The following is a 22,169-nucleotide window of genomic DNA, read 5'->3' as shown; positions in this document are numbered from 1 at the left end:
TTATGCTCAATAAAATCATGTTTTTTTTGCCGACCTTAGGGGGTGGTGGGGCAGAACGTACCGTGATTCAGTTGGCCAATAACCTGGTTCAACAGGGGCGAAAAGTGGATGTAGTGGTCTGTGACATCAGCGGGGTAAAAGGCAAACTCCTGCCCGAAGTTGATCCGCAGATTCAATTGATTGATTTAAGCTGTGGCCGTGTTGCCAATGCCATTTTCCCACTAAAAAAACTGTTGCAGGCGGTGGATTATGATGTGCTGGTGGCGACCCAAACCCATAGCAATATTATTGCTGCTCTGGCTAGACGTTTAGCCAAAAGTCAGGTCCGGTTGATTTTACGCGAGGTTTCCACGCCTTCGAAAAATCTGAAATTACAGGGCATAGCAAAGTGGTTGCTAAAAACACTGGTTAAAATGACCTATCCCTCTGCCAGTCAGGTGGTGTGCGTATCCCAGGGTGTAATGGAAGATTTTCGTGAATATTATGCTTATAGCAAAGATAATTTAGTCACTATTTATAACCCGGTGATTGACGATAGCTATGTTGAAAAACTGCAAGTGCCAGTTGAGCATCGTTTCTTTCAGCCTGCACATAAAGTCATTCTGGCAGTGGGGCGTTTAACCGAAGCCAAAAATTTTGGTTTTCTGATTCGTTCATTTTATGCCTTATATCAACAACACCCGGAAACCCGGTTGATTATTCTGGGTGAAGGTGAATTACGAGCCGAGTTTGAATCTCTTATTCAAGAACTGGGTCTAAGTGAAGTGGTCGATCTGCCTGGTTTTGATCCCAATCCCTATGCTTATTTTAAATATGCAGAATTGTTTGTGTTAAGTTCCAACTGGGAAGGTTTGCCTGGGGTGCTGATTCAGGCTTTGGCCTCGAAAATTAAAGTGGTGAGCACCAATTGCCCGAGCGGTCCAAAGGAAATTTTGGCTAATGCCAAGTTTGGCTTACTGGTGGAATGTAATGATCAGGCGGGTATGACTGCGGCGATGCAACAGGCGATTTTCGGTGCATATGTCACTTATGATGACACTGAACTGGTTGCACATTGTCTGCAATTCCATAAATATACCGTCCAACAGCGTTATCTGCAGCTGATGGAGTCTTCCACATGAATCAGCAGAAACCAACTATGGTGCATGTGATTACCAACTTTGCCGGAGTCGGTGGCGCAGAGATGATGCTGGCACGCCTGATTCAGCAGACCCAGGATCAGTATAATCATGTGATTATCGCGCTGATAAAAACTTCAGAGGTTTATGCCGAAACTTTAGCGCGTTGCCAAAGCCATTATGCATTGGGCTGGAATGGGCTGAATACGCTCGGGACGATAGCTAAACTGCGACATCTGCTCAAGTCCATCGCGCCAAAAACGGTGCAATGCTGGATGTACCATGCCAATGTATTGACCAGTTTAAGTTGCATCGGTTTCAGCCCAAAACCTGAGATCTTTTGGGGCATTCATCATTCGCTGGCCTCTCCCAAAGAAGAGTCGCTGAGTACCAAAGTCGCATTGCTGATGAGTAAGGTTCTGGCTACCCAGCCCAAAGGCGTGATTTATTGCGCGCATTCATCTTTACAACAGCATCAACGCTTTGGCCTGAAAAATAACAATGCTCAGGTGATTGCCAATGGCGTATTTTTAGATAAATTCCAGCCCAACTCTGAATTGCATGAACCCTGCGTGATTGGTTTTGCTGGGCGTTATCACACTGCAAAAGGCTATCCGTATTTGTTTGCGACTCTGGCAAAACTGAAAGATCAGCCGATTATTTTTAAAATTGCCGGCAGTGGGGCAAACTTAGAGAATCCCGAAGTAAAATCTTTATTTGAGCAATATCAACTGGATAAAAATAAAGTCCATCTGCTCGATCAGGTTTCTGATATGCCGGCATTTTATCAGTCGGTGGATGCTTTCTTGATGACCTCGATTACCGAAGGCTTTCCCAATGTTCTGGTCGAAGCCATGGCATGTGGTCTGCCTTGTATCAGTACGGATGTCGGCGATGCCAAATATATTGTCGATGAGCTGGGTGCCATTGTGCCACCACGTGATCCTGAGGCGCTGGCTGATGCTATTTTGGATTATGTCCATTCTAGCCAGGCGGAAAAATTACAGTTGAAACAAGCCACGCGTGCCCGGGTGGAACAACATTTTAGTATTGAAAGCGTGAGTCAGCAGTATCTGGACATGTGGAGACAAGGTGCATGAAGTTTTTGATGATTTGTAGCTATCTACCTTCAGCCTTGAACTTTAGGGGCAAACTGTTAGAGGCGATTCATGCGCAAGGTTATGAAATTCATGTGTTCGCACCGGACCTGACGGATTTTCCCGATGAATTAAAGCAGTTGCAACAGTTGGGATATCAGATTCATGCAATTCCCATGCAGCGCGCAGGCACCAATCCGCTGGCCGATCTTAAGCTGCTGCAAATCCTGTATCGGATGATCCGCAAAATTCAGCCGGATATGGTGCTGAGCTATACCATTAAACCGGTGATTTACGGGACACTGGCGGCATGGCTGGCGCGGGTACCACAGCGTTTTGCCTTGATTACCGGGCTGGGTTATGCCTTTCAAAATATAGAATCGGGCAAACGCAGCCTGTTCCAGAAACTGGTACATGGCTTATATGCCCAGGCACTGAAACATGCCGATAAAGTGTTTTTCCAGAATCCGGATGATTTAAAACTCTTTCAGGACATGCAACTATTGTCTGCAAACAAGCCAACTGTAGTGGTCAATGGTTCAGGGGTGAATGTACAGGATTTTGAGCTCATGCCTTTACCGCTAAATGAAGATGGACAAGTGAAAGCCTCATTCCTGCTGATTGCCCGTTTACTGGGAGATAAAGGCATACGCGAATATGCCGAAGCGGCACGTATCATCAAAGCCCAATATCCTGAAACGGAATTTCATCTGGTCGGCTGGATTGATGACAATCCTTCTGCGATTTCGCAAGCTGAGCTAGATACCTGGATACAGGAAAAAACCGTGAAGTATTGGGGTAAACTGAGTGATGTACGTCCGGTCATTGCGGCAAGTTCAGTCTATGTATTGCCTTCTTACCGGGAAGGAACACCACGTACCGTATTGGAGGCCATGGCGATGGGTCGTGCCATTATTACCACCGATGCTCCGGGCTGCCGTGAAACGGTGAGTAATGGCGTAAATGGCTATTTGGTCGGGGTGAAATCGGTCGATGATCTGGTGCAGGCGATGCAGTACTTTATTGAAGATCCTAAGCTGATTAGCTATATGGGACAACGTTCACGGGAAATGGCACTTAATAAATATGATGTGCATCAAGTGAACCGACATATGCTGACAGAAATGCAGATCATTTCTCAGCCATGATCGAGATGAATTGGCTGGACAGGATAAATAATTCAGAGATGGTCTTATGATCGTGAAATACATTAAAAGTGACTTGTATCGCTATACCGGAAAGATCAGCTTTAAACTCTTTTTAAAAAACTATTTGTTTAATCGTGGTTTTAACTTTTCAGTCTGGCTGCGACTCGCCAGCGCAAAATCCATGTGGGCAAAATTTGCCTATCCGATTTATTATTATAAGAAAAAGCAATACGGCATTGATATTCACATCACCACAAAGATTGGCTATGGTTTGTATATCGGTCATGGCGGGCCATTGGTAGTCAATCCTTCAACCGTCATTGGCAATAATGTAAATTTATCGCAATTTACCACCATTGGTGCGAATGGCGGGCATCAGGCTGCCGAAATCGGCGATAATGTTTATATTGGCCCTCAGGTCTGTATTGTGAACCAGGTTAAAATTGGCTCCAATGCAACGATTGGGGCGGGCAGTGTCGTCACCAAAGATATTCCAGAAGGTGCCACCGCTGCGGGCAATTATGCAAAAGTATTGCATATGAACAATCCGGGTGGATTAGTGAATAGACGTTGGACTGATCTTTAATATATAAAATGAGTGAAATGAATGTTAAAGCGTGTTCTGGATGTCGTGATTGCCTCGACGGCCTTGCTGCTGCTGTCTCCAGTTTATTTTTTTGTGGCCTATAAGGTCCGTAAAAATTTAGGCTCACCGGTGCTGTTCCGTCAGGTGCGTCCGGGACTGCATGGCAAACCCTTTGAAATGATCAAGTTTCGTAGTATGAAAGATGCGGTGGATGAAAATGGAAATCCATTACCTGACAGTGAGCGTCTCACCCCATTTGGTCAAATGCTGCGTGCCACCAGTCTGGACGAAATGCCGGAACTGTGGAATGTGATTAAAGGCGAGATGAGTATAGTTGGACCACGGCCACTATTGATGGAATATCTGCCTTTATACAATAGCCAGCAGGCCAAACGCCATAACGTACGTCCCGGCATGACCGGACATGCACAGGTGAATGGGCGTAATGCCATCAGCTGGGAAGAAAAATTCAAGCTGGATACCTGGTATGTGGAAAATCAGTCGCTGTGGCTGGACTTTAAAATTATGCTAAAAACCGTAAAAAAAGTGCTGGCCAAGGATGACATCAGTGCCGAAGGCGAGGCAACCATGACAAAATTTACCGGCACACCGGAACAGAAAAATGACTAAACTCTATGCCATATATGGGGCTTCAGGCTGTGGGCGTAGCCTGATGCCGGTGGCGCGGCAGCAACTGGCCCGTGAACAGGACCCATCTGAAATTGTCTTTATTGATGATGCACAGACTGCCATCACCACGGTCAATGCTCATCGTGCCATGAACTATGCCAGCTTTCTGGCTGAACCCGCTGCACAAAAACAGGTGCTGATTGCAATTGCCAATAGCCAGGTGCGTGAAAAAATCGCCAATCGCCTGGAAGCGGATAATATTCAGCTCTGGTCGGTTATGGCAGATAATGTAGTGCTGATGGATGATGCCCAGATTGCAGCTGGTGCAGCCCTGAGTCCATTTGTGACTATTACCTCGAATATTAAAATTGGAAAATGTTTCCACGCCAATTTATACAGCTATGTCGAGCATGATTGCGTGATTGGGGATTTCGTTACCTTTGCGCCAGGGGTAAAATGCAACGGCAATATTCATATTCAAGACCATGCCTATATTGGTGCAGGTGCCATGATCAAGCAGGGCAGCCCCGGTCAACCTTTGGTTATAGGTCGAGGTGCGATTGTCGGTATGGGCGCCGTAGTGACCAAAAGTGTACCAGCTGGCGTTACCGTGGTGGGCAATCCGGCGCGTATAGTCGAATCCAGATAGAATTTAAAGCTAGGAAAATTCCATGTTAAACAGTGCATTTGAGCCGTGGCCAAGTTTCACGCAAGCAGAGGCAGATGCGGTTTCAAAAGTTCTTTTATCCAATAAAGTGAATTACTGGACCGGTCAGGAATGTCGTGAATTTGAAAAGGAATTTGCACAATTTGCCGGGACGGATTATGCAGTCGCTGTTGCGAACGGCACTGTGGCACTGGATCTGGCTTTAAAAGCCTTGGGCATTGGTCAGGGTGATGATGTGATTGTCACCTCACGTACCTTTTTGGCATCTGCAAGTTCGATTGTGACCGCGGGGGCCAATCCGGTTTTTGCAGATGTCGAACTCGATTCACAAAACATTTCACGTCGTACCATTGAAGCAGTATTGACACCAAAAACCAAAGCCATTATCTGTGTGCATCTGGCCGGCTGGATGTGTGATATGAACCCGATCATGGAATTGGCCGAGGAAAAAGGTCTCTATGTGATTGAAGACTGTGCTCAGGCACATGGCGCGATGTACAAAGGTAAATCAGCTGGTTCAATTGGGCATATTGGCGCATGGTCATTCTGTCAGGACAAGATCATGACCACGGGCGGTGAAGGCGGCATGGTCACCACCAACGATGAAGCACTTTGGAAAAAAATGTGGTCCTATAAAGACCACGGCAAAAACTTTGACAGCGTCTATAACAAGCAGCATCCACCGGGATTCCGCTGGCTGCACGATTCCTTCGGTACCAACTGGCGCATGATGGAAATGCAGGCGGTGATTGGACGACTCCAGCTGAAACAGATGCCGGAGTGGACAGCAAAACGTCTTGAAAATATGCATAAAATTCAAAATGCCTTTGCCGATAGTCCTTATTTCACCGTTGCTCAACCTTCAAGTGACTATGTGCATGCGGCTTATAAATGTTATGTGCAAGTCAATACGGCTGCTTTACCTGAAGGCTGGTCGCGGGACCGCATCATGGCGGAAATCAATGCCTTGGGTGTGCCGTGTTTTAGCGGTTCATGTTCAGAAGTGTATTTAGAAAAAGCCTTTGATGACACACCGTGGCGTCCTGAACAGCGTTTGCACAATGCCCAGCAATTGGGTGAAACCAGCCTGATGTTCCTGGTACACCCTACTTTGTCTGAACAGAGCATGCAAAAAACCATAACTGCTATTCAGACGGTGATGGCAGATATTTAAAGCGGAATGGGCGTATAATATGCGCCATTCAGTTTTCTGACTTTGACCGATTTAGAGCCCTTTGTGAAAGACATCATCCGATATTTAGCATCTTTGCCGCGTCGCCAAAAACAAATCGTGTTAGTGGCGATGGATATCTGTGTTTTTCCTGTGATCATGTGGCTGGTGTATGCCATTCGTTTAGCAACACCCAATGTTGCAGTCATGCAGGGGCTGGATTTCTGGTATGTCTATGTGGGCGTTTTTGGTGTTGTGATTTTTACCCTATTGGGTATTTATAGCGCGATTGTTCGTTCATTTAACGAAGATTATTTACTGCGTTTATCCATTGCGACCTTTATCCAGATTGTAGGTTTGTATGCGATAAAAAAACTCAATCTGGCTTTTATTCCCATGAGTATTCCACTCATGTACGGCTTTGTGCTGTTCTCTTATATGTGGTGGAGCCGTGCAGTCATTCGTTATGCAACACTGCGTACTTTTGCTAAAAAACAGAACCGTAAGCGGGTGGCCATTTATGGCGCAGGGCTTGCAGGCCAACAGATTGCTGCCGCTTTGCACCGATCTGATGATTATCTGCCGATTTGTTTTATTGATGATAAAGCATCGCTGCACGGTCAGTCCCTTAGCGGTTTAAAAATTTATGCGCCGAAAAAAGCCTTGGGTAAGTTAGGTAAATTTCATATTGAAGAAATCTTGTTGGCCATGCCTTCGGTCAGCCGGGCGCGTAAAAAAGAGATCATCGAATCTTTTGAGCTGGCTGATGTCAAAATCATGGAATTGCCGGGCGTGACCCAACTAGTTGGGGGGCAAGTACAGGTTTCCGATATCCGTGAAGTGGATATTATTGACTTGTTGGGTCGTGATCCTGTACCGCCAAAGCCTGAGCTTTTAGAAAAAAACATTAAAAATAAAGTGGTGATGGTCACCGGGGCAGGGGGCTCGATTGGCTCGGAACTGTGTCGTCAAATTGTCAAACATCAGCCCAAGCTTCTTGTGCTGTTTGAAATGTCTGAGTTTGCGCTGTATTCGATTGACCGTGAGCTGCAAAATTCCAGTATCCTGGTTGTTCCTGTTCTGGGTTCTGTTACAAATCAACAAAAACTGGAACGCATTATTGCAGAGTATCAGGTACAAACAGTTTATCATGCCGCAGCCTACAAACATGTGCCATTGGTGGAAGCCAATCCGTTTGAAGGCATCTATAACACCTCGATTGGTACTGCGCGTAGTGTTGATGCGGCGGTGAATCAGGGTGTGGAAACTTTTGTTTTAATCTCCACCGATAAAGCCGTGCGCCCGACCAATGTCATGGGGGCATCTAAACGGATGGCAGAACTGTACTGTCAGGGGTTGGCATCAACCCAGCCCAAAACCCAGATCAGTATTGTGCGTTTTGGTAATGTATTGGGTTCTTCAGGTTCCGTGGTTCCCTTGTTTAAAAAGCAGATTGCCCAAGGTGGACCAGTCACAGTAACTCATCCGGAAGTGACACGCTACTTTATGACCATTCCTGAGGCTGCACAGTTGGTAATTCAGGCAGGAGCCATGGGGACGGGCGGTGACGTATTTTTGCTGGATATGGGAGAGCCGGTAAAAATTGTCGATTTAGCCAAGCAAATGATTCGTTTAAGTGGTTTCCGCCCGATTGATGAAAATGGCATAGGGGATATCGAGATTCAGTTTACCGGACTGCGTCCTGGGGAAAAACTGTATGAGGAATTGTTGATTGATCAGGAAGATGTTGAAAATACACAGCATTCTCGAATATTAAAGTCTTATGAAAAATATTATTCATTGCAAGAGATTTTAAATGTTTTTGATCAATTGAATATGCTCAGTATAGAAAATGCTGAAACAAAAACATTATATACATTATTAAATAAATATGTAGTTGGTTTTAATCGTTAAGTATGAATGCGGTTATTTTAGTGGGGGCATCATTATATTTTTTAGTCCAGTAGTCCCATAAATAAAGTCGTGATAAAAAAGTAAACAAAATCTTTTATTTAAAATACCCATTAATATTGCTAGAATATTAACCTTAATTAAATTTTATTTTTACTATAATTTAGATAGGGATTTTACGTGAAAAAAGTTCTACTTGTTTTTGGTACACGGCCCGAAGCAATTAAAATGGCGCCTTTGGTGTTGCAGTTAAAAGAAAATAATGAAAACTTCGAAACAAAGGTTTGTGTAACGGGTCAACATCGTCAAATGTTGGATCAAGTGCTTGAACTATTTAATTTAACTCCCGATTTTGATTTAAATTTAATGAAACCGGGCCAAACACTTTCTGATGTGACTTCTGGTGTTTTAAAGGGCCTGGAAGCTGTTTTTGAAGAATGGTTACCAGATGTAGTACTGGTGCATGGCGATACCGCCACCACATTTGCAGCATCGCTGGCTGCTTATTATCATAAGGTGAAGATTGGTCATGTTGAAGCCGGATTACGCACAGGCGATATTTATTCGCCGTGGCCGGAAGAAGCAAACCGTAAATTAACGGGAGCATTGGCAAATTATCATTTTGCGCCGACTCAGTCCTCTTATAATAATTTAATAAAAGAAAATATTAATCCGGAAAATATAACAATTACAGGAAATACTGTAATTGATGCATTATTAAAGGTGAAAGAAAAAGTAGAAACTGATCACAAAATTATTGCTGATTTTAAAGCCCAATTCAGCTTTTTAGATGAAAGCAAAAAATTGATTTTAGTTACTGGTCACCGTCGCGAAAATTTTGGTCAAGGCTTCTTGAATATTTGTCAGGCATTGGCAAATATTGCTCAAAAATATTCAGATGTACAGATTGTATATCCGGTGCATTTAAATCCAAACGTGCAAAAGCCAGTAAACGAGCTTCTATCCGGAATTTCAAACATTCATTTAATTGCACCGCAGGATTATCTGCCATTTGTGTATTTAATGAATCGCAGTTATTTAATTTTGACCGATTCTGGCGGTATTCAGGAAGAAGCACCTTCATTAGGCAAGCCGGTATTGGTTATGCGTGATACCACGGAACGCCCTGAAGCTGTAGAGGCAGGGACGGTTAAACTGGTAGGAACGGATACAGCCCTAATTGAAAAATCTGTAACGGATTTATTAGTAAATACAGAACTGTATCAACAAATGGCAGAAGCTCATAACCCCTATGGTGACGGAACTGCATGTCAGCAAATTATTGAATTTTTAAAGAATAACTGAGCACTTAAGTAATAATTATGAATAATCAATTTAAAAATATTTGTGTCATTGGCTTAGGGTATATCGGTCTGCCTACAGCAGCGACTTTTGCTGCGCATGGCATTAAAGTTACAGGTGTAGATGTCAATCAACATGCTGTCGATATGATTAACCAAGGTAAAGTACATATTGTTGAACCAGACTTGGATGCCTTGGTGAAAGTGGTTGTTGCAAAAGGCATGTTATCTGCACGGACAACACCGGTTGAAGCAGATGCTTATATTGTTGCCGTACCGACACCGTTTAAAGATAATTATCAGCCCGATCTTAAATATATTGAAGCAGCTTCTAAAGCGTTAGCACCTTATTTGAAACCGGGTAATTTAGTTATTCTTGAGTCAACTTCACCGGTAGGCGCAACCGAACAAATGGCGGCATGGTTAGCTGAAGCACGTCCTGATCTAACATTCCCTGAGCAGGCAGGTGAAGCAGATATTTTAGTAGCACATTGTCCTGAACGTGTGCTGCCAGGTAAAGTTTTACAAGAGCTGATTAGTAATGACCGAATTATTGGCGGGATGAATCAGCTGAGTTCAACAGCAGCAAGTAATTTGTATAAAACATTTGTGCAAGGCGGTTGCATTGAAACTAATGCACGTACAGCTGAAATGTGTAAATTAACGGAAAACTCTTTCCGTGATGTAAACATTGCCTTTGCCAATGAATTATCGGTGATTTGTGACAAGCTCGATATTAATGTGTGGGAACTGATTGCTTTGGCAAACCGTCACCCGCGTGTCAATATTTTACAGCCGGGGCCAGGTGTGGGTGGACATTGTATTGCAGTTGATCCGTGGTTTATTGTGGCAAAAACACCTGAGCAAGCGCGTTTAATTCGTACTGCGCGTGAAGTGAATGATGCAAAACCTGAATGGGTGATTGATCAGGTAAAAATTAAAATTGCAGAATTTTTACAGGCACACCCAGAAAAAACCATTCAAGATGTAACTGTTGCTTGTTATGGATTGGCTTTTAAGCCAGATATTGATGACTTACGTGAAAGTCCGGCACTAGAAATTACTAAAAAGCTGGCTGAACAGGGTTTAAATATTTTAGCGATTGAGCCGAATATTTCTGATTTGCCAGCAAAATTACCAGCTAATGTTAAATTAATTGGTTTAGATGAAAGAGATAATGCTGACATTCATTTAATTCTAGTCGATCATAAACAATTTAAACAAGATTTGGTTATTGAATCTAAATATATCATAGATACGAAGGGGATCTTCTAATGAAGATCCTTGTTTTATCACAGGATTATCCTTCGCTAGATAAGCCTTATGCAATGTCGTATGTGCATAGTAGAAATGTTGAATATAAAAAGTTAGAGCATGATGTGAAAGTGATTAACTTTGCTGCAAATACAACTTATGAATACGATTCACTAGAGGTTTATCCGTATTCAAAAGAACTTATTGACTGGGCTGAAGTAATCGTTTCTCATGCTCCTAATATAAAAAATCACGTTAGAGCTTTAAAAGGGATAAAGCACAAGAAAGTAGTATTCTTTTTTCATGGACATGAAGTCTTATATCAATATGGGGATTATCCAAAGCCATATAGTTGGAAAAAAGAGAAACTATCGAAAAAGTTATTTATTCAATGCTATGACAAATTGAAAATGGGAATTCTAAAAAAATTCTTAAAAGTTTGTTCAAATAACAATAGTATAGGATGCATTTTTGTTAGTGAATGGATGGAGCGCCAGTTTCTTAAGAATATAAATTTAAAACCAAAAGATATAGGTGCTTCAATAATTATACCTAATGCCTGTAATTCTGTATTTCTAAGTAATCATTATGAGTTTGATGAATCGAATAAATTGGCAGATAGTATTACTATTCGACCTTTAGATGATTCTAAATATGCAATAGACTTGGTTGTTGATGCTGCACGCAATAATCCAGAAAAAGAATTTCATATCTATGGTAAGGGCAATTATTTTTTATTTAATGAAAAGCCAAGTAATGTCAAAGTAATTAATCAGTTTATTCAACAAAAAGATATTCCAGAATTGTTGAATAAATATAACTTTGCAATGATGCCTACACGGTATGATGCTCAAGGTGTGATGGTTTGTGAAATGGTTACATATGGCATACCTGTTGTGACTACAGATTTTGAGGTATGTGTAGAAATGTTAAAAGATTTTGAGAACGTAAAGTTTATAAAAGAGAATCAGTTCAAAAATTTTAAATGTGAATTCGAAGCTTCTCAAGTTTACAAAAATGAAAAATTTTCTCCAAATATTTTGATTAAAGAAGAGTTAGGCTTTTTTAATGAATTATAGCTTATTAATTCTAGCAGTGGTTATATGCTTTAGCTGTATACATATTATAGAAGTTTTGTCTTTTATGGCACGTATAGCAGGTGTAAAAGAAAATAAAAAATCATTAGCATACAGTTTGCAGAATGCTATTTTTATGCTGACACGATTTTTTATGATGGCCCTATTGCCAGTATTAGGCCTGCTTATAGATAAGGGAATTGATAAAAATAGCTATTTAATGATGGTTTTTTGTGCATTATTAGGTGCTTCTATTTTTAGTTTTCTTGTTTTTATTATGCGACATAAAGTTATAAAAGCTTTTTCTAGAATTATTAATAATATAATAAGAGGTAGAAATATATTTAAGGAAATTATTTTATTTCCATTTTATTTTTTTTCCTCTTATGGGGAAGGGAAGTATAAAAAAAAATCTGTAATTATAAATAAATCAATATTTATTAGTTCGGGGATGGTGTTTTGTATATATAGTTTATCTGTATTTATGGTTTTTTTTATAGCTTTGTTTTTTCCTGATTATAGAACTATGATAAGTCAGCTTTCAGGTGTGACAAATGCTTTTGCTACTGTGTTATTGACCTTTATTATTGAACCCAAAATTTCTAGAAGTATTGATTTAAGTGATGACACTGAACAGTCAGAAAATATGTTGCTCTCTCTGATTTTAGGTAGAATATTTGGGGTTGGATTTATATCTTTATTTGTTATTAGTGTTGTATTCTATGCTTTTATTTAGTTCAATATTATTATGTATAATTACTTTATATGGGATTAAAGTTGAGTATGATAGAAAGTCCCCATTTGTAATTTTTTTCTTTGCATTAATTTTGATGTCAGTATTGCCGACACTAAGTATAGCCTTAAATTTTTCTGAGTCTTTTTTTAAATATGAAACTTATTTGGAGGCGACATTATTTTCATGTTTATTTTTATTGGTATTAATCTTTGTAAGATTTATTACAGTTAAAATATTTAAAGTTGAAAAAATTTGGAAAAATATTATAAGTATAAATATTGATACAAAAATTATAACTAGAGAATTATTTATTTTATTTTTTATTTTAAGCTTGGCTTTTATTCTTTTTTTAAAAGGATTGAATATTAACTCAATCAGTTCACTGATGGCAGTTAATTGGTGGGATGTGGTTAATGGTGGTTTTTTAATTATTTTGGCTACTTATTTATGCTATATTTCGAGTTCTATTTTGCTTTCTAACTATTTATATAATGAAAATAAGAAAATAAAAATAGCTATTTATATTCAAGTTTTACTATTTTTGATTTTTTCAATTTTTGTTTTAAAAACTAGAAGTTATATTCTAATGTTTATTACTCCACTTTTTTGTTATTTTTTATACACAAAAAAAGGCGTTGAGGTAATTAAACCTATAATTTTTTTATTTTTAATGTTTTTTGTTTTTATTTTGGCGCGTGCGGTTCGTCATAGTTCGGATCTAAATGATTTTTTAGAGAGTGATTTTTTAGAAGGGTTTGAAGCAGCTTCAGATGGAGCTGAAAACACTCTAATTAATGGGTTTTATTATTTTGTTCAAAATAATAATAATTTTAGTGGGTTTGAAAACAATAATACAATTAAAAGAATTATTTTTTTTGCATTTCCTGGGATTAAACCAGAAGAATTTTCATATATAATGCATTCTGCTTATTATGGTTCTAATCCATCGGATAGATTATCGATACATCCTACCGTGTTTGGTGATGCTTATGGTAATGCATGGTGGTTTGGGGCTTTCATATATTCTTCTTTTCTTGGACTCTATATTGGTTTACTGGAATTGCTTAACAAATTTTTTGATAAAGATTCAATATTTAGAATATGTGTTTTTTCTATAATTTGTACTGTATCCTTAATATTTGCAAGGGGTGCTATATATAATGGTTTTATGTATTCTTTGATTCCAATAATTGTGTGTTTTGTATGTTTTTTTGGTACAAAATATATTAAATTTAAATAAAAGAGTTGTTAAATGCTTGATCATAAATGTGTATGTATTATTAGTGCCAATAGTCTGGAAAATGAAAATGCTTCAAGAAATCGTGTACTTAGTTTTGTAAATTCGTTTCTAGCGGCTGGACACCAAGTTAAACTGATTTCTATGGATAATGAAGCCTTTAATTTATTGGAACATGAAAGCTTCGCACATTTTAAAATTCCATTTATTGATACAAAAATTTCATCTTTTATAAAACGTGCTTTTTTGGAAATGAAAATAGCCTCACTGGTATTAAATAAAGCCAATGAACTCAATTGTGAGGTAAATTTAATCACCATTCCATCAATGTTTTTACTGCACTTAAGCTTCTTATTAAAAACAGGAAAAACTAAAATTTTAGATATTCGTGATTTAAGCTGGGAATATTTAGATGAGAAATCTTTAATAAATAGAACTGCTAAAAAGATTTTTACACAAAGTGCACTACTCAATTTAAAAAGATTCGATATTGTTAGTGTCACAAATGATCATGAGTTTGATTATATTTCTAAATATATCTCTAATAAAGAATTAATCGTTAAAGTTCCAAATGGAGTCTCACTTTCAGTTTTTGAAAAGTTAAGTCACGTTCAGCAGAATCACTCTAATCAGTTTACTGTAACTTATATTGGTAATGTAGGTTTGGCGCAAGATTTATCAACACTGATTGAAGCAAGCAAACTGTTACCGCATGTTCAATTTAATATTGTGGGTGCGGGCACAGATTTTGAAAGAATACATACATTAGCTAATCCTAATCAGCAGAATTTGAACTTCTTGGGTCGTCGTCAGTTTGACGAGCTTTTAGAAATATATACTCAATCTGACATTTTATATGCACAATTAACTCCAGAATTTGCTACTGCTATGCCTTCTAAATTATATGAATATTTATCTACCGGAAAATATGTTTTATATGGTGGCGTTGGTGTAGCAGGAAAAACATTAGAAAATTTTCAGAATGTGTCTTTAATTGCCCCTTGCAATATTCAGGCCTTAAAGAATGAAATCCAGCAAATTCAGGAAAGCGGTAAATATCAGCAATTGTGCTTGCAAAATAGAGAAAAAATAAAAGCTGAGTATTTACGTGATGTTACAGTTGAAAAGCTTATATCTATGATTTAAGTAAATTTACATCAAAAATAAACCATTTCAAGATATAATACTTTTTAAGAGAAAAGTTGTGGAATATGAGCATCTTCATAAAAATTGCTGCATCAATAAGCATTGAATAATTTTAGTTTAATAACTTTCTTGAGGACTAAATAAGGATAATTAAGGTTATATAAATGAAACGTTTAATTGATTTTCTAATAGCTTTAACAGCATTAGCTCTGTTGAGTCCAATTTTCCTTTGGGTTGCTTATAAAGTTCGTAAAAATATAGGTTCACCTATATTTTTTCTGCAGGAACGACCAGGACAGGATGCAAAGATCTTTAAAATGATTAAATTCAGGTCTATGCTAAATGCGACGGATAAAGAAGGAAATCCTTTACCTGATGATCAACGTATTACTCCTTTTGGCCATAAATTGCGTTCTACAAGCCTGGATGAAATGCCACAACTCATTAATGTCCTAAAAGGCGACATGAGTATTGTTGGCCCTCGTCCTCAAATGAAGGAATTTCTTGAACACTATACTCCTCACCAAATGCGTCGCCATGAGGTGAAGCCGGGTATGACAGGACTGGCACAAGTCAGCGGCCGGAATCATTTGTCCTGGGAAGAAAAATTTGAATTAGATGTGCGATATGTTGAGCAACAATCCCTTTGGCTTGATTTTAAAATTATGTTTAAAACTGTTAAAGTCATGTTAAAAAAAGAAGGTATTAATGCTCCAGATCAGGAAGTAGGAGCAGCGCGTTTTTCGAGTAAAAATATTTCGAACACGACTCTGTCGAAAAATAGATAAAATAAGTTTCTGTCTATTTCCAATTTTGTAAATATTATGATCAAAAAAGCTATCCTCCCAGTCGCAGGTTTAGGCACACGTTTTTTACCGGCCAGTAAATCCATCCCTAAAGAAATGGTGACCGTGGTCGACCGTCCTGCGATTGAATATGTGGTACGTGAGGCTGTCGCAGCAGGAATTGAACAGATTGTTTTGGTGACTCATTCTTCCAAAGCATCAATTGAAAATTATTTCGACCATAATTTTGAGCTGGAAACGACGCTTGAAAACAAAAAGAAATTTGATTTGCTTAAAGAAATTACCGAGATTTTACCGCCGCATGTCAGTGTGGTGAGTGTACGTCAGCCACAACCCCTCGGTTTAGGTCATGCCGTGCTCTGTGCCAAAGATGTGATTGGGAAAGACGACTTTGCAGTTTTACTGCCTGATGTATTGGTGAAAGATTCTGATCCGGTCAATGATTTAAGTTTAATGATTCAACGTTTTAACGCATCTCAATCTTCACAAATTATGGTGGAAGCTGTGCCGGATCATCTAGTTGATCAATACGGTATTGTGGATGTGGCTGCATCCCCTGCAGAAGGTGAAAGTATTAAAATGCAAGGGATTGTAGAAAAACCGGTGGTTGGGACGGCACCCTCCAATCTTTCCGTGGTGGGTCGCTATGTATTGCCGGCCAAGATTATGCAGTTATTGGAAAATACCTCCAAAGGTGCAGGGAACGAAATTCAGCTCACCGATGCGATTGCAGAATTACAAAAGACGGAAACGGTGGAAGCCTATCGAATGAAAGGTCAAACCTTTGACTGCGGCAGCAAACTGGGTTATCTCAAAGCCGTGTTACATTATGGTGTAGATCATCCTAAATTGGGTGAGGACTTTAAAGCACTCATCCGGGAACTTGCATTATAAGGCGGTGAATAATGAAGGTTGCAGTATTTGGACAAACCCTGTATGCAGGTGTTCTGTCAGCATTGTTGGCCGAATGTGGTCATCAGGTGTATTGGTGTGATTTTCTAAAAAAAAGTGCTTTAGAACAAGCTTATGCCCAAGATGATGCGGTCAAACAGTTAGTGGATAAACAAGAACAAAGTGGTTTTTTAAAATACTGTCACCTGAATGATATTGCCCTGGATATGGATGCCTATTTCTTTAGTTTTAATCCGACTGAAGAAAATCTGGGGATTGAAATATTAAAAGAAATCGGTCAGCGTCAAATTATTCATCCTAAACTGATGATTAATGCATCCACGCTAGGCTTACATGGTACGGACAAATTACAAAAGTATTTACCTGAAGATGATTGGGTGTATTTACCTGACATCATTCAGGAGGGAAATGCCTTGGCCAGCATGACTCAAGCCGAGCAGTTAATTGTGGGCTGTGAGCAAAGCAAGGTTCAACTCAAAATCCAGGAATTACTGCGTCCATTATTTCCGCGCCATCAGCAATATTTATTTATGCCCATTCTAGATGCCGAATTTACCAAACTCAGCATTTCAGGCATGTTGGCGACACGAATCAGCTATATCAATGACCTTGCCGTAGTGGCCGAAAAACTGGGCATTGATATCGAGCATGTGCGTCAGGGCATGGCAGCGGATAGCCGGATAGGGTCATCGTATCTGTATCCAGGTGCGGGTTTTGGTGGTGAAAATTTCTCGCATGATATTCTTACTTTGACTAATACCGTGTCCGGGACAGGGGCTAAAAGTCAGCTGTTGGCGCAGGTCTGGGAAATCAATGAACAACAAAAAGAGCTGCTGTTTAGAAAACTGTGGAATTATTATCATGGCGATTTAAAAGCTAAAACGGTGGCAATTTGGGGTGCCTCTTTTAAAGAAAATACGGCACGTATCCAGCAATCCCCCATTCATACCATGCTGAAAGCCTTATGGGCACAAGGGGTGATGGTCAAACTGCATGATCCGCAGGCTTTGGCTGAAATTGAAAAAGTCTATGGACATCGTGAAGACTTGATCTATTGTGTTGACCAGTATGAAGCTGTAAATGGTGCACATGCCTTATGCCTGTTAACCGCCTGGAAACAATATTGGAGTCTGGATTACCCAACTTTATTAAAAGTAATGCAGCATCCCCTGATTTTAGATGGTCGAAATATTTATGATCCTGATTATATTAAAGCGCAGGGATTTGCCTATATGGGGGTAGGGCGTTAATGATGACTCAAGCACAACCTTATCCGGTAGAAGAGACACATTCAGTTCTGGGTAAGCTGTTAAACTTAAAAAATGAATTAAAAAATAAACATTTAACCGATTTTTTTGCAGAAGATGATGAGCGTTTTCAAAAATTTTCTGTAAATTTAGACAATGTGGTTTTTGATTTTAGCAAGCATCGGGTCAATCAGGCTGTAATTGACCGTTTGGTTGAATGGGCCAATGCACAAGAGCTTAAACCCTGGATTAAACGGCTGTTTTCCAGTGAAGCCATTAACTATACCGAACAGCGTGCGGCGATGCACTGGGCATTACGTTTGCCTCTAGATAATCAACAGCATGCTGAAGTTGCAGCGCAGGTTCATCAGCAACTTCAGCGCATGTATACCTTGGTGGAAAAAATCCATGCCGGTCAATGTCGTGGTGCGACCGGGGAGGTGATCCAGGATGTGGTCAATATTGGTGTTGGAGGTTCGGATCTTGGGCCCTTGATGGTCAGCCATGCGCTATCTGATTTTAAAAAACAGACTGCCAAGTCTTTAGGTGTACATTTTGTCTCGACCATGGATGGCAGCCAGCTATCAGCATTGCTGCATCAGCTACGTCCTGAAACTACTTTATTTATTATCTCATCCAAGTCTTTTGGCACCATTGATACCTTGTCCAATGCGCAAACCGTGCGTTTATGGCTGGAAAAAGCTTTAGGTCAGCATCCGCATATTCTGAAACACCATTTTATCGGCGTCTCGACCAAACCTGAGAAAATGACCGAATGGGGCATAGCTCCTGAAAATCAGTTGTTGCTTTGGGACTGGGTCGGAGGGCGTTATTCGCTCTGGTCATGTATTGGTTTGCCCGTTGCGCTCAGTATCGGGGTTGCTGGCTTTAAGCAGCTGCTGGCCGGGGCTTATGTGATGGATCAGCATTTCCAAAATGCCCCTTTTGCACACAATATTCCGGTATTGATGGGCTTGCTGGGTGCTTGGAATACCAACTTTCTAGATATCCAGACCCATGCTATTTTGCCTTATGATGGCCGTTTAAAATACTTTGCGGCCTATTTACAGCAGCTGGAAATGGAATCGAATGGTAAATCGATTCAACGTACAGGTGAGCAGGTTGAAACCAATACTTGCCCGATTGTGTGGGGGGAGGTCGGACCCAATGCCCAGCATGCTTTTTATCAATTATTGCATCAAGGTACACAAGCCGTCAGCTGTGATTTTATTGCACCAGTCAAACGCTATAATGCCCAGCAATTTACTTATGTAGACAATGCCGATGCCTTGATTGAGCAGCATCATTTGGCCTTGTCAAACTGTCTGGCACAGTCGCGTTTACTGGCTTTTGGTAATCAGGCATTAGATCAGACTGAACTCAATGATTTACCTGCCTATAAACAATATGCAGGCAATCAGCCCAGTAGCACCATTTTACTCAAAGAGCTGACCCCTTATAGCCTGGGTATGTTGATTGCCATGTATGAACATAAAGTGTTTGTGCAGTCTGTCCTTTGGAATATTAATCCCTTTGATCAATGGGGGGTTGAAAAGGGTAAAGAAATTGCCAATCAGCTACTGCCGATTTTAAGTGGCGAAAGTCAGAATATTTCAGATTTAGATGCCTCGACTCAAGGCTTAATACATATATTATTAGGAAAAACCCATGGCTAAAATTTTAGTGACCGGTGGAGCAGGTTATATTGGCTCACATACCTGCGTGCAACTGTTAAATTCAGACCATGAGGTCATTGTGCTAGATAATCTGTGCAATAGTTCGGAAGAATCTTTAAATCGTGTACAACAGATCAGTGGCAAACCCCTGACTTTTGTGCAGGGTGATATTCGTGATGCACAGGTTCTAGATCAGGTTTTTCAGCAGCAGCACATTGATGCCGTGATTCATTTTGCCGGGCTAAAAGCAGTAGGGGAAAGCCAGCAAATTCCACTGGCTTATTTTGATAATAATATTTCTGGTTCCATTCAACTGGTACAGGCCATGCAGCATGCAGGGGTATTTAATCTGGTCTTCAGTTCATCGGCCACAGTGTATGATGAGGCCAATGTATCGCCTTTAAATGAAGACATGCTGACTGGGATGCCGAGCAATAACTATGGTTATACCAAGTTGATTGTAGAACAATTATTACAAAAGCTGTCTGTATCCGATGAACGCTGGTCGATTGCTTTGCTACGTTATTTTAACCCGGTCGGCGCGCATAAAAGTGGCCAGATTGGTGAAGACCCACAAGGGATTCCGAATAACCTGATGCCGTATGTGACCCAAGTGGCAGTTGGTCGTCGTGAAAAACTATCTATTTTTGGTGATGATTACGATACGGTAGATGGGACTGGGGTACGGGATTATATCCATGTCGTCGATCTGGCGAATGCGCATTTATGTGCATTAAATAATCGTCTGCAAGCACAAGGCTGCCGTACCTGGAATATTGGTACCGGTCATGGCTGCTCGGTCTTACAGATCAAAAATACCTTTGAGCAGGTCAATGGGGTGAAGATTCCATTTGAAATTGCTCCTCGTCGTGCCGGAGATGTGGCGACGTCTTTTGCCGATAATGCCCGTGCAGTAAAAGAGTTAGGCTGGAAACCGCAATATACTCTGGAAGATATGCTGGCGGACAGCTGGAACTGGCAAAAGCAAAATCCGAATGGTTATCGCAACCAGTAGATATGAAAAAGGAGCTTTCGATCAAGCTCCTTTTTTAATACCAGTAATCCTTAGCCTTGAATCAGTTGGGTTAATTCATCCACATAATCTTGTATTAGTTTAGGATTTTTATCTGCACGGCTTTCAATATTTAAGCGCAGTAATGGCTCGGTATTGGAAGCACGTACGTTTAAACGCCATGCACCAAAATCTAAACTCACACCGTCCGTCTGATCAAGGAGTGGATTTTGATCGGCATAGTGATCAAAAATCTTTTGAATGGTCGTTTGGGTATCTGCCACTTTGAAGTTGATTTCACCTGAGCATGGGAATTTTGCAATCATTTCTTCTACTAGGTTAGACAACGGTTTTTGGGTTTCAGACAATACCGACATCGTTAACAGCCATGGAATCATGCCGCTATCGCAATAGGCAAAGTCACGGAAATAATGGTGTGCACTCATTTCTCCGCCATACACGGCATTATGCTCACGCATTTTTTCTTTAATGAAAGAATGACCAGATTTAGACTGGATCGCTTCCCCTTGGTATTGTTCAACAATGTCAAAGGTATTCCAGACCAGGCGAGGGTCATGCACAATTTTCTCACCCGACTGTTTCAGCAAGAACGCTTGTGCCAATAGACCGACAATATAATAGCCTTCAATAAACTGCCCTTTTTCATCAAACAGGAAGCAGCGGTCAAAGTCACCATCCCAGGCAAGGCCCATGTCAGCCCCATGCTCAATGACGGCTTTACGCGTGCTGTCACGGTTTTCAACAAGCAGCGGGTTAGGAATACCATTTGGGAATGTACCATCGGCTTCATGGTGAATTTTAATAAATTCTACCGGTACATTCAGGATTTTGAATTTTTCTTCAATCGCATCCACCACATGACCTGCGGCACCATTGCCGGCATTCATCACCAGTTTCATTGGGCGGATTTTTGCCGGATTAATATAGGTCATCAGGTGATCGACAAATTCAGGCAGGATATTATATTTTTCGGTCGTCCCTTTTTGCTCAACGTCTTTAAATACCCCCGATTCTGCTAAAAGCTGGATGTCTTTTAAACCCGTATCTGCACTGATCGGACGGGCATTTTCACGCACCAGTTTCATGCCATTGTAATCCATCGGATTATGACTGGCAGTGACTTCAATACCGCCTTGAACGTCCAGGTGGAATGCTCCAAAATAGACTTCTTCCGTACCGGTCATGCCTAAATCGAGTACCTTAACACCAGCATCATTTAAACCGCGAATGGTCGCCTGCTTCAGGTCTTCACTGCTCAAACGAATATCACAACCGATTACCACTGTTTTAGGTTGATAAATTTGGCCATAAGCCCGGCCAATTTTATAAGCGATGTCTTCGTTTAATTCTTCACCCAATTTTCCACGAATATCGTAGGCTTTAAAACAACTCAGGGTCATATTCTTTTACTCTTTCC

Annotated in this window: 20 protein-coding genes; 19 read left to right on the top strand and 1 reads right to left on the bottom strand. The window is 40.4% G+C overall.

The window, feature by feature from the left end; genetic code table 11:
* Positions 1-2: 2 nt before the first annotated feature.
* The 19 genes from ABJ384_RS14280 (at position 3) to galE (ending at position 20,734) form a co-directional block, all read left to right on the top strand.
* Positions 3-1,121: a glycosyltransferase gene (locus ABJ384_RS14280; RefSeq protein ID WP_349928095.1), complete on the top strand. Its 1,119-nt coding sequence runs from the start codon at positions 3-5 to the stop codon at positions 1,119-1,121.
* Entirely contained in the window at positions 1,118-2,218 is a 1,101-nt protein-coding gene (locus tag ABJ384_RS14275) for a glycosyltransferase (protein ID WP_349928093.1), read from the top strand. The genes ABJ384_RS14280 and ABJ384_RS14275 overlap by 4 nt, the downstream gene beginning before the upstream one ends.
* Positions 2,215-3,363 carry a glycosyltransferase family 4 protein gene (locus ABJ384_RS14270; RefSeq protein ID WP_300044203.1) on the top strand — a complete coding sequence of 383 codons (1,149 nt, stop codon included), beginning with the start codon at positions 2,215-2,217 and terminating at the stop codon, positions 3,361-3,363. Before ABJ384_RS14275 ends, ABJ384_RS14270 begins: the two co-directional genes overlap by 4 nt.
* A 46-nt stretch (positions 3,364-3,409) precedes the next feature.
* A complete protein-coding gene (locus ABJ384_RS14265) occupies positions 3,410-3,949 on the top strand; it encodes a serine acetyltransferase (RefSeq protein WP_166169738.1) in 540 nt (179 codons plus the stop codon).
* Between the two features lie 21 nt (positions 3,950-3,970).
* Entirely contained in the window at positions 3,971-4,579 is a 609-nt protein-coding gene (locus ABJ384_RS14260) for a sugar transferase (protein WP_349928090.1), read from the top strand.
* Entirely contained in the window at positions 4,572-5,228 is a 657-nt protein-coding gene (locus ABJ384_RS14255) for a NeuD/PglB/VioB family sugar acetyltransferase (protein WP_349928089.1), read from the top strand. The genes ABJ384_RS14260 and ABJ384_RS14255 overlap by 8 nt, the downstream gene beginning before the upstream one ends.
* 22 nt (positions 5,229-5,250) lie before the next feature.
* Positions 5,251-6,420, top strand: a complete 1,170-nt coding sequence (locus ABJ384_RS14250; protein ID WP_349928087.1) for a DegT/DnrJ/EryC1/StrS aminotransferase family protein — start codon at positions 5,251-5,253, stop codon at positions 6,418-6,420.
* Between the two features lie 63 nt (positions 6,421-6,483).
* Positions 6,484-8,331 carry a nucleoside-diphosphate sugar epimerase/dehydratase gene (locus ABJ384_RS14245; RefSeq protein ID WP_349928085.1) on the top strand — a complete coding sequence of 616 codons (1,848 nt, stop codon included), beginning with the start codon at positions 6,484-6,486 and terminating at the stop codon, positions 8,329-8,331.
* Between the two features lie 177 nt (positions 8,332-8,508).
* Positions 8,509-9,633 carry a UDP-N-acetylglucosamine 2-epimerase (non-hydrolyzing) gene (gene wecB, locus ABJ384_RS14240; protein ID WP_349928084.1) on the top strand — a complete coding sequence of 375 codons (1,125 nt, stop codon included), beginning with the start codon at positions 8,509-8,511 and terminating at the stop codon, positions 9,631-9,633.
* A gap of 17 nt (positions 9,634-9,650) precedes the next feature.
* On the top strand, positions 9,651-10,904 hold the full coding sequence (gene wecC, locus ABJ384_RS14235) for a UDP-N-acetyl-D-mannosamine dehydrogenase (RefSeq protein ID WP_349928082.1): 1,254 nt from the start codon (positions 9,651-9,653) through the stop codon (positions 10,902-10,904).
* Positions 10,904-11,962, top strand: a complete 1,059-nt coding sequence (locus ABJ384_RS14230; RefSeq protein ID WP_349928081.1) for a glycosyltransferase — start codon at positions 10,904-10,906, stop codon at positions 11,960-11,962. Before wecC ends, ABJ384_RS14230 begins: the two co-directional genes overlap by 1 nt.
* Positions 11,952-12,695: a DUF2837 family protein gene (locus tag ABJ384_RS14225; RefSeq protein ID WP_349928079.1), complete on the top strand. Its 744-nt coding sequence runs from the start codon at positions 11,952-11,954 to the stop codon at positions 12,693-12,695. The genes ABJ384_RS14230 and ABJ384_RS14225 overlap by 11 nt, the downstream gene beginning before the upstream one ends.
* A complete protein-coding gene (locus tag ABJ384_RS14220; RefSeq protein ID WP_349929755.1) occupies positions 12,682-13,935 on the top strand; it encodes an O-antigen polymerase in 1,254 nt (417 codons plus the stop codon). Before ABJ384_RS14225 ends, ABJ384_RS14220 begins: the two co-directional genes overlap by 14 nt.
* A 12-nt stretch (positions 13,936-13,947) precedes the next feature.
* Entirely contained in the window at positions 13,948-15,078 is a 1,131-nt protein-coding gene (locus tag ABJ384_RS14215; RefSeq protein WP_349928077.1) for a glycosyltransferase, read from the top strand.
* A gap of 164 nt (positions 15,079-15,242) precedes the next feature.
* Entirely contained in the window at positions 15,243-15,866 is a 624-nt protein-coding gene (locus tag ABJ384_RS14210) for a sugar transferase (protein ID WP_349928076.1), read from the top strand.
* Between the two features lie 36 nt (positions 15,867-15,902).
* Positions 15,903-16,778 carry a UTP--glucose-1-phosphate uridylyltransferase GalU gene (gene galU, locus ABJ384_RS14205; protein WP_349928074.1) on the top strand — a complete coding sequence of 292 codons (876 nt, stop codon included), beginning with the start codon at positions 15,903-15,905 and terminating at the stop codon, positions 16,776-16,778.
* An 11-nt stretch (positions 16,779-16,789) separates the two neighbouring features.
* Positions 16,790-18,046 carry a nucleotide sugar dehydrogenase gene (locus tag ABJ384_RS14200; protein ID WP_349928072.1) on the top strand — a complete coding sequence of 419 codons (1,257 nt, stop codon included), beginning with the start codon at positions 16,790-16,792 and terminating at the stop codon, positions 18,044-18,046.
* Positions 18,046-19,719 (top strand): glucose-6-phosphate isomerase, encoded by a 1,674-nt coding sequence (gene pgi, locus ABJ384_RS14195; RefSeq protein ID WP_349928070.1) that lies wholly within the window; start codon positions 18,046-18,048, stop codon positions 19,717-19,719. Before ABJ384_RS14200 ends, pgi begins: the two co-directional genes overlap by 1 nt.
* Positions 19,712-20,734, top strand: coding sequence for a UDP-glucose 4-epimerase GalE (gene galE, locus ABJ384_RS14190; protein WP_349928068.1), 1,023 nt, complete (start codon positions 19,712-19,714; stop codon positions 20,732-20,734). The genes pgi and galE overlap by 8 nt, the downstream gene beginning before the upstream one ends.
* A gap of 50 nt (positions 20,735-20,784) precedes the next feature.
* On the opposite strand, the gene ABJ384_RS14185 is transcribed toward galE, so the two are convergent.
* Positions 20,785-22,152, bottom strand: coding sequence for a phosphomannomutase CpsG (locus ABJ384_RS14185; protein WP_349928067.1), 1,368 nt, complete (start codon positions 22,150-22,152; stop codon positions 20,785-20,787).
* Between the last annotated feature and the right edge of the window lie 17 nt (positions 22,153-22,169).

The organism is Acinetobacter sp. A1-4-2, from assembly GCF_040233925.1.
Classification (GTDB): domain Bacteria; phylum Pseudomonadota; class Gammaproteobacteria; order Pseudomonadales; family Moraxellaceae; genus Acinetobacter.
The sequence above is the reverse complement of the archived record's forward strand: the minus strand, read 5'-3'. Positions and strand labels throughout refer to the sequence as shown.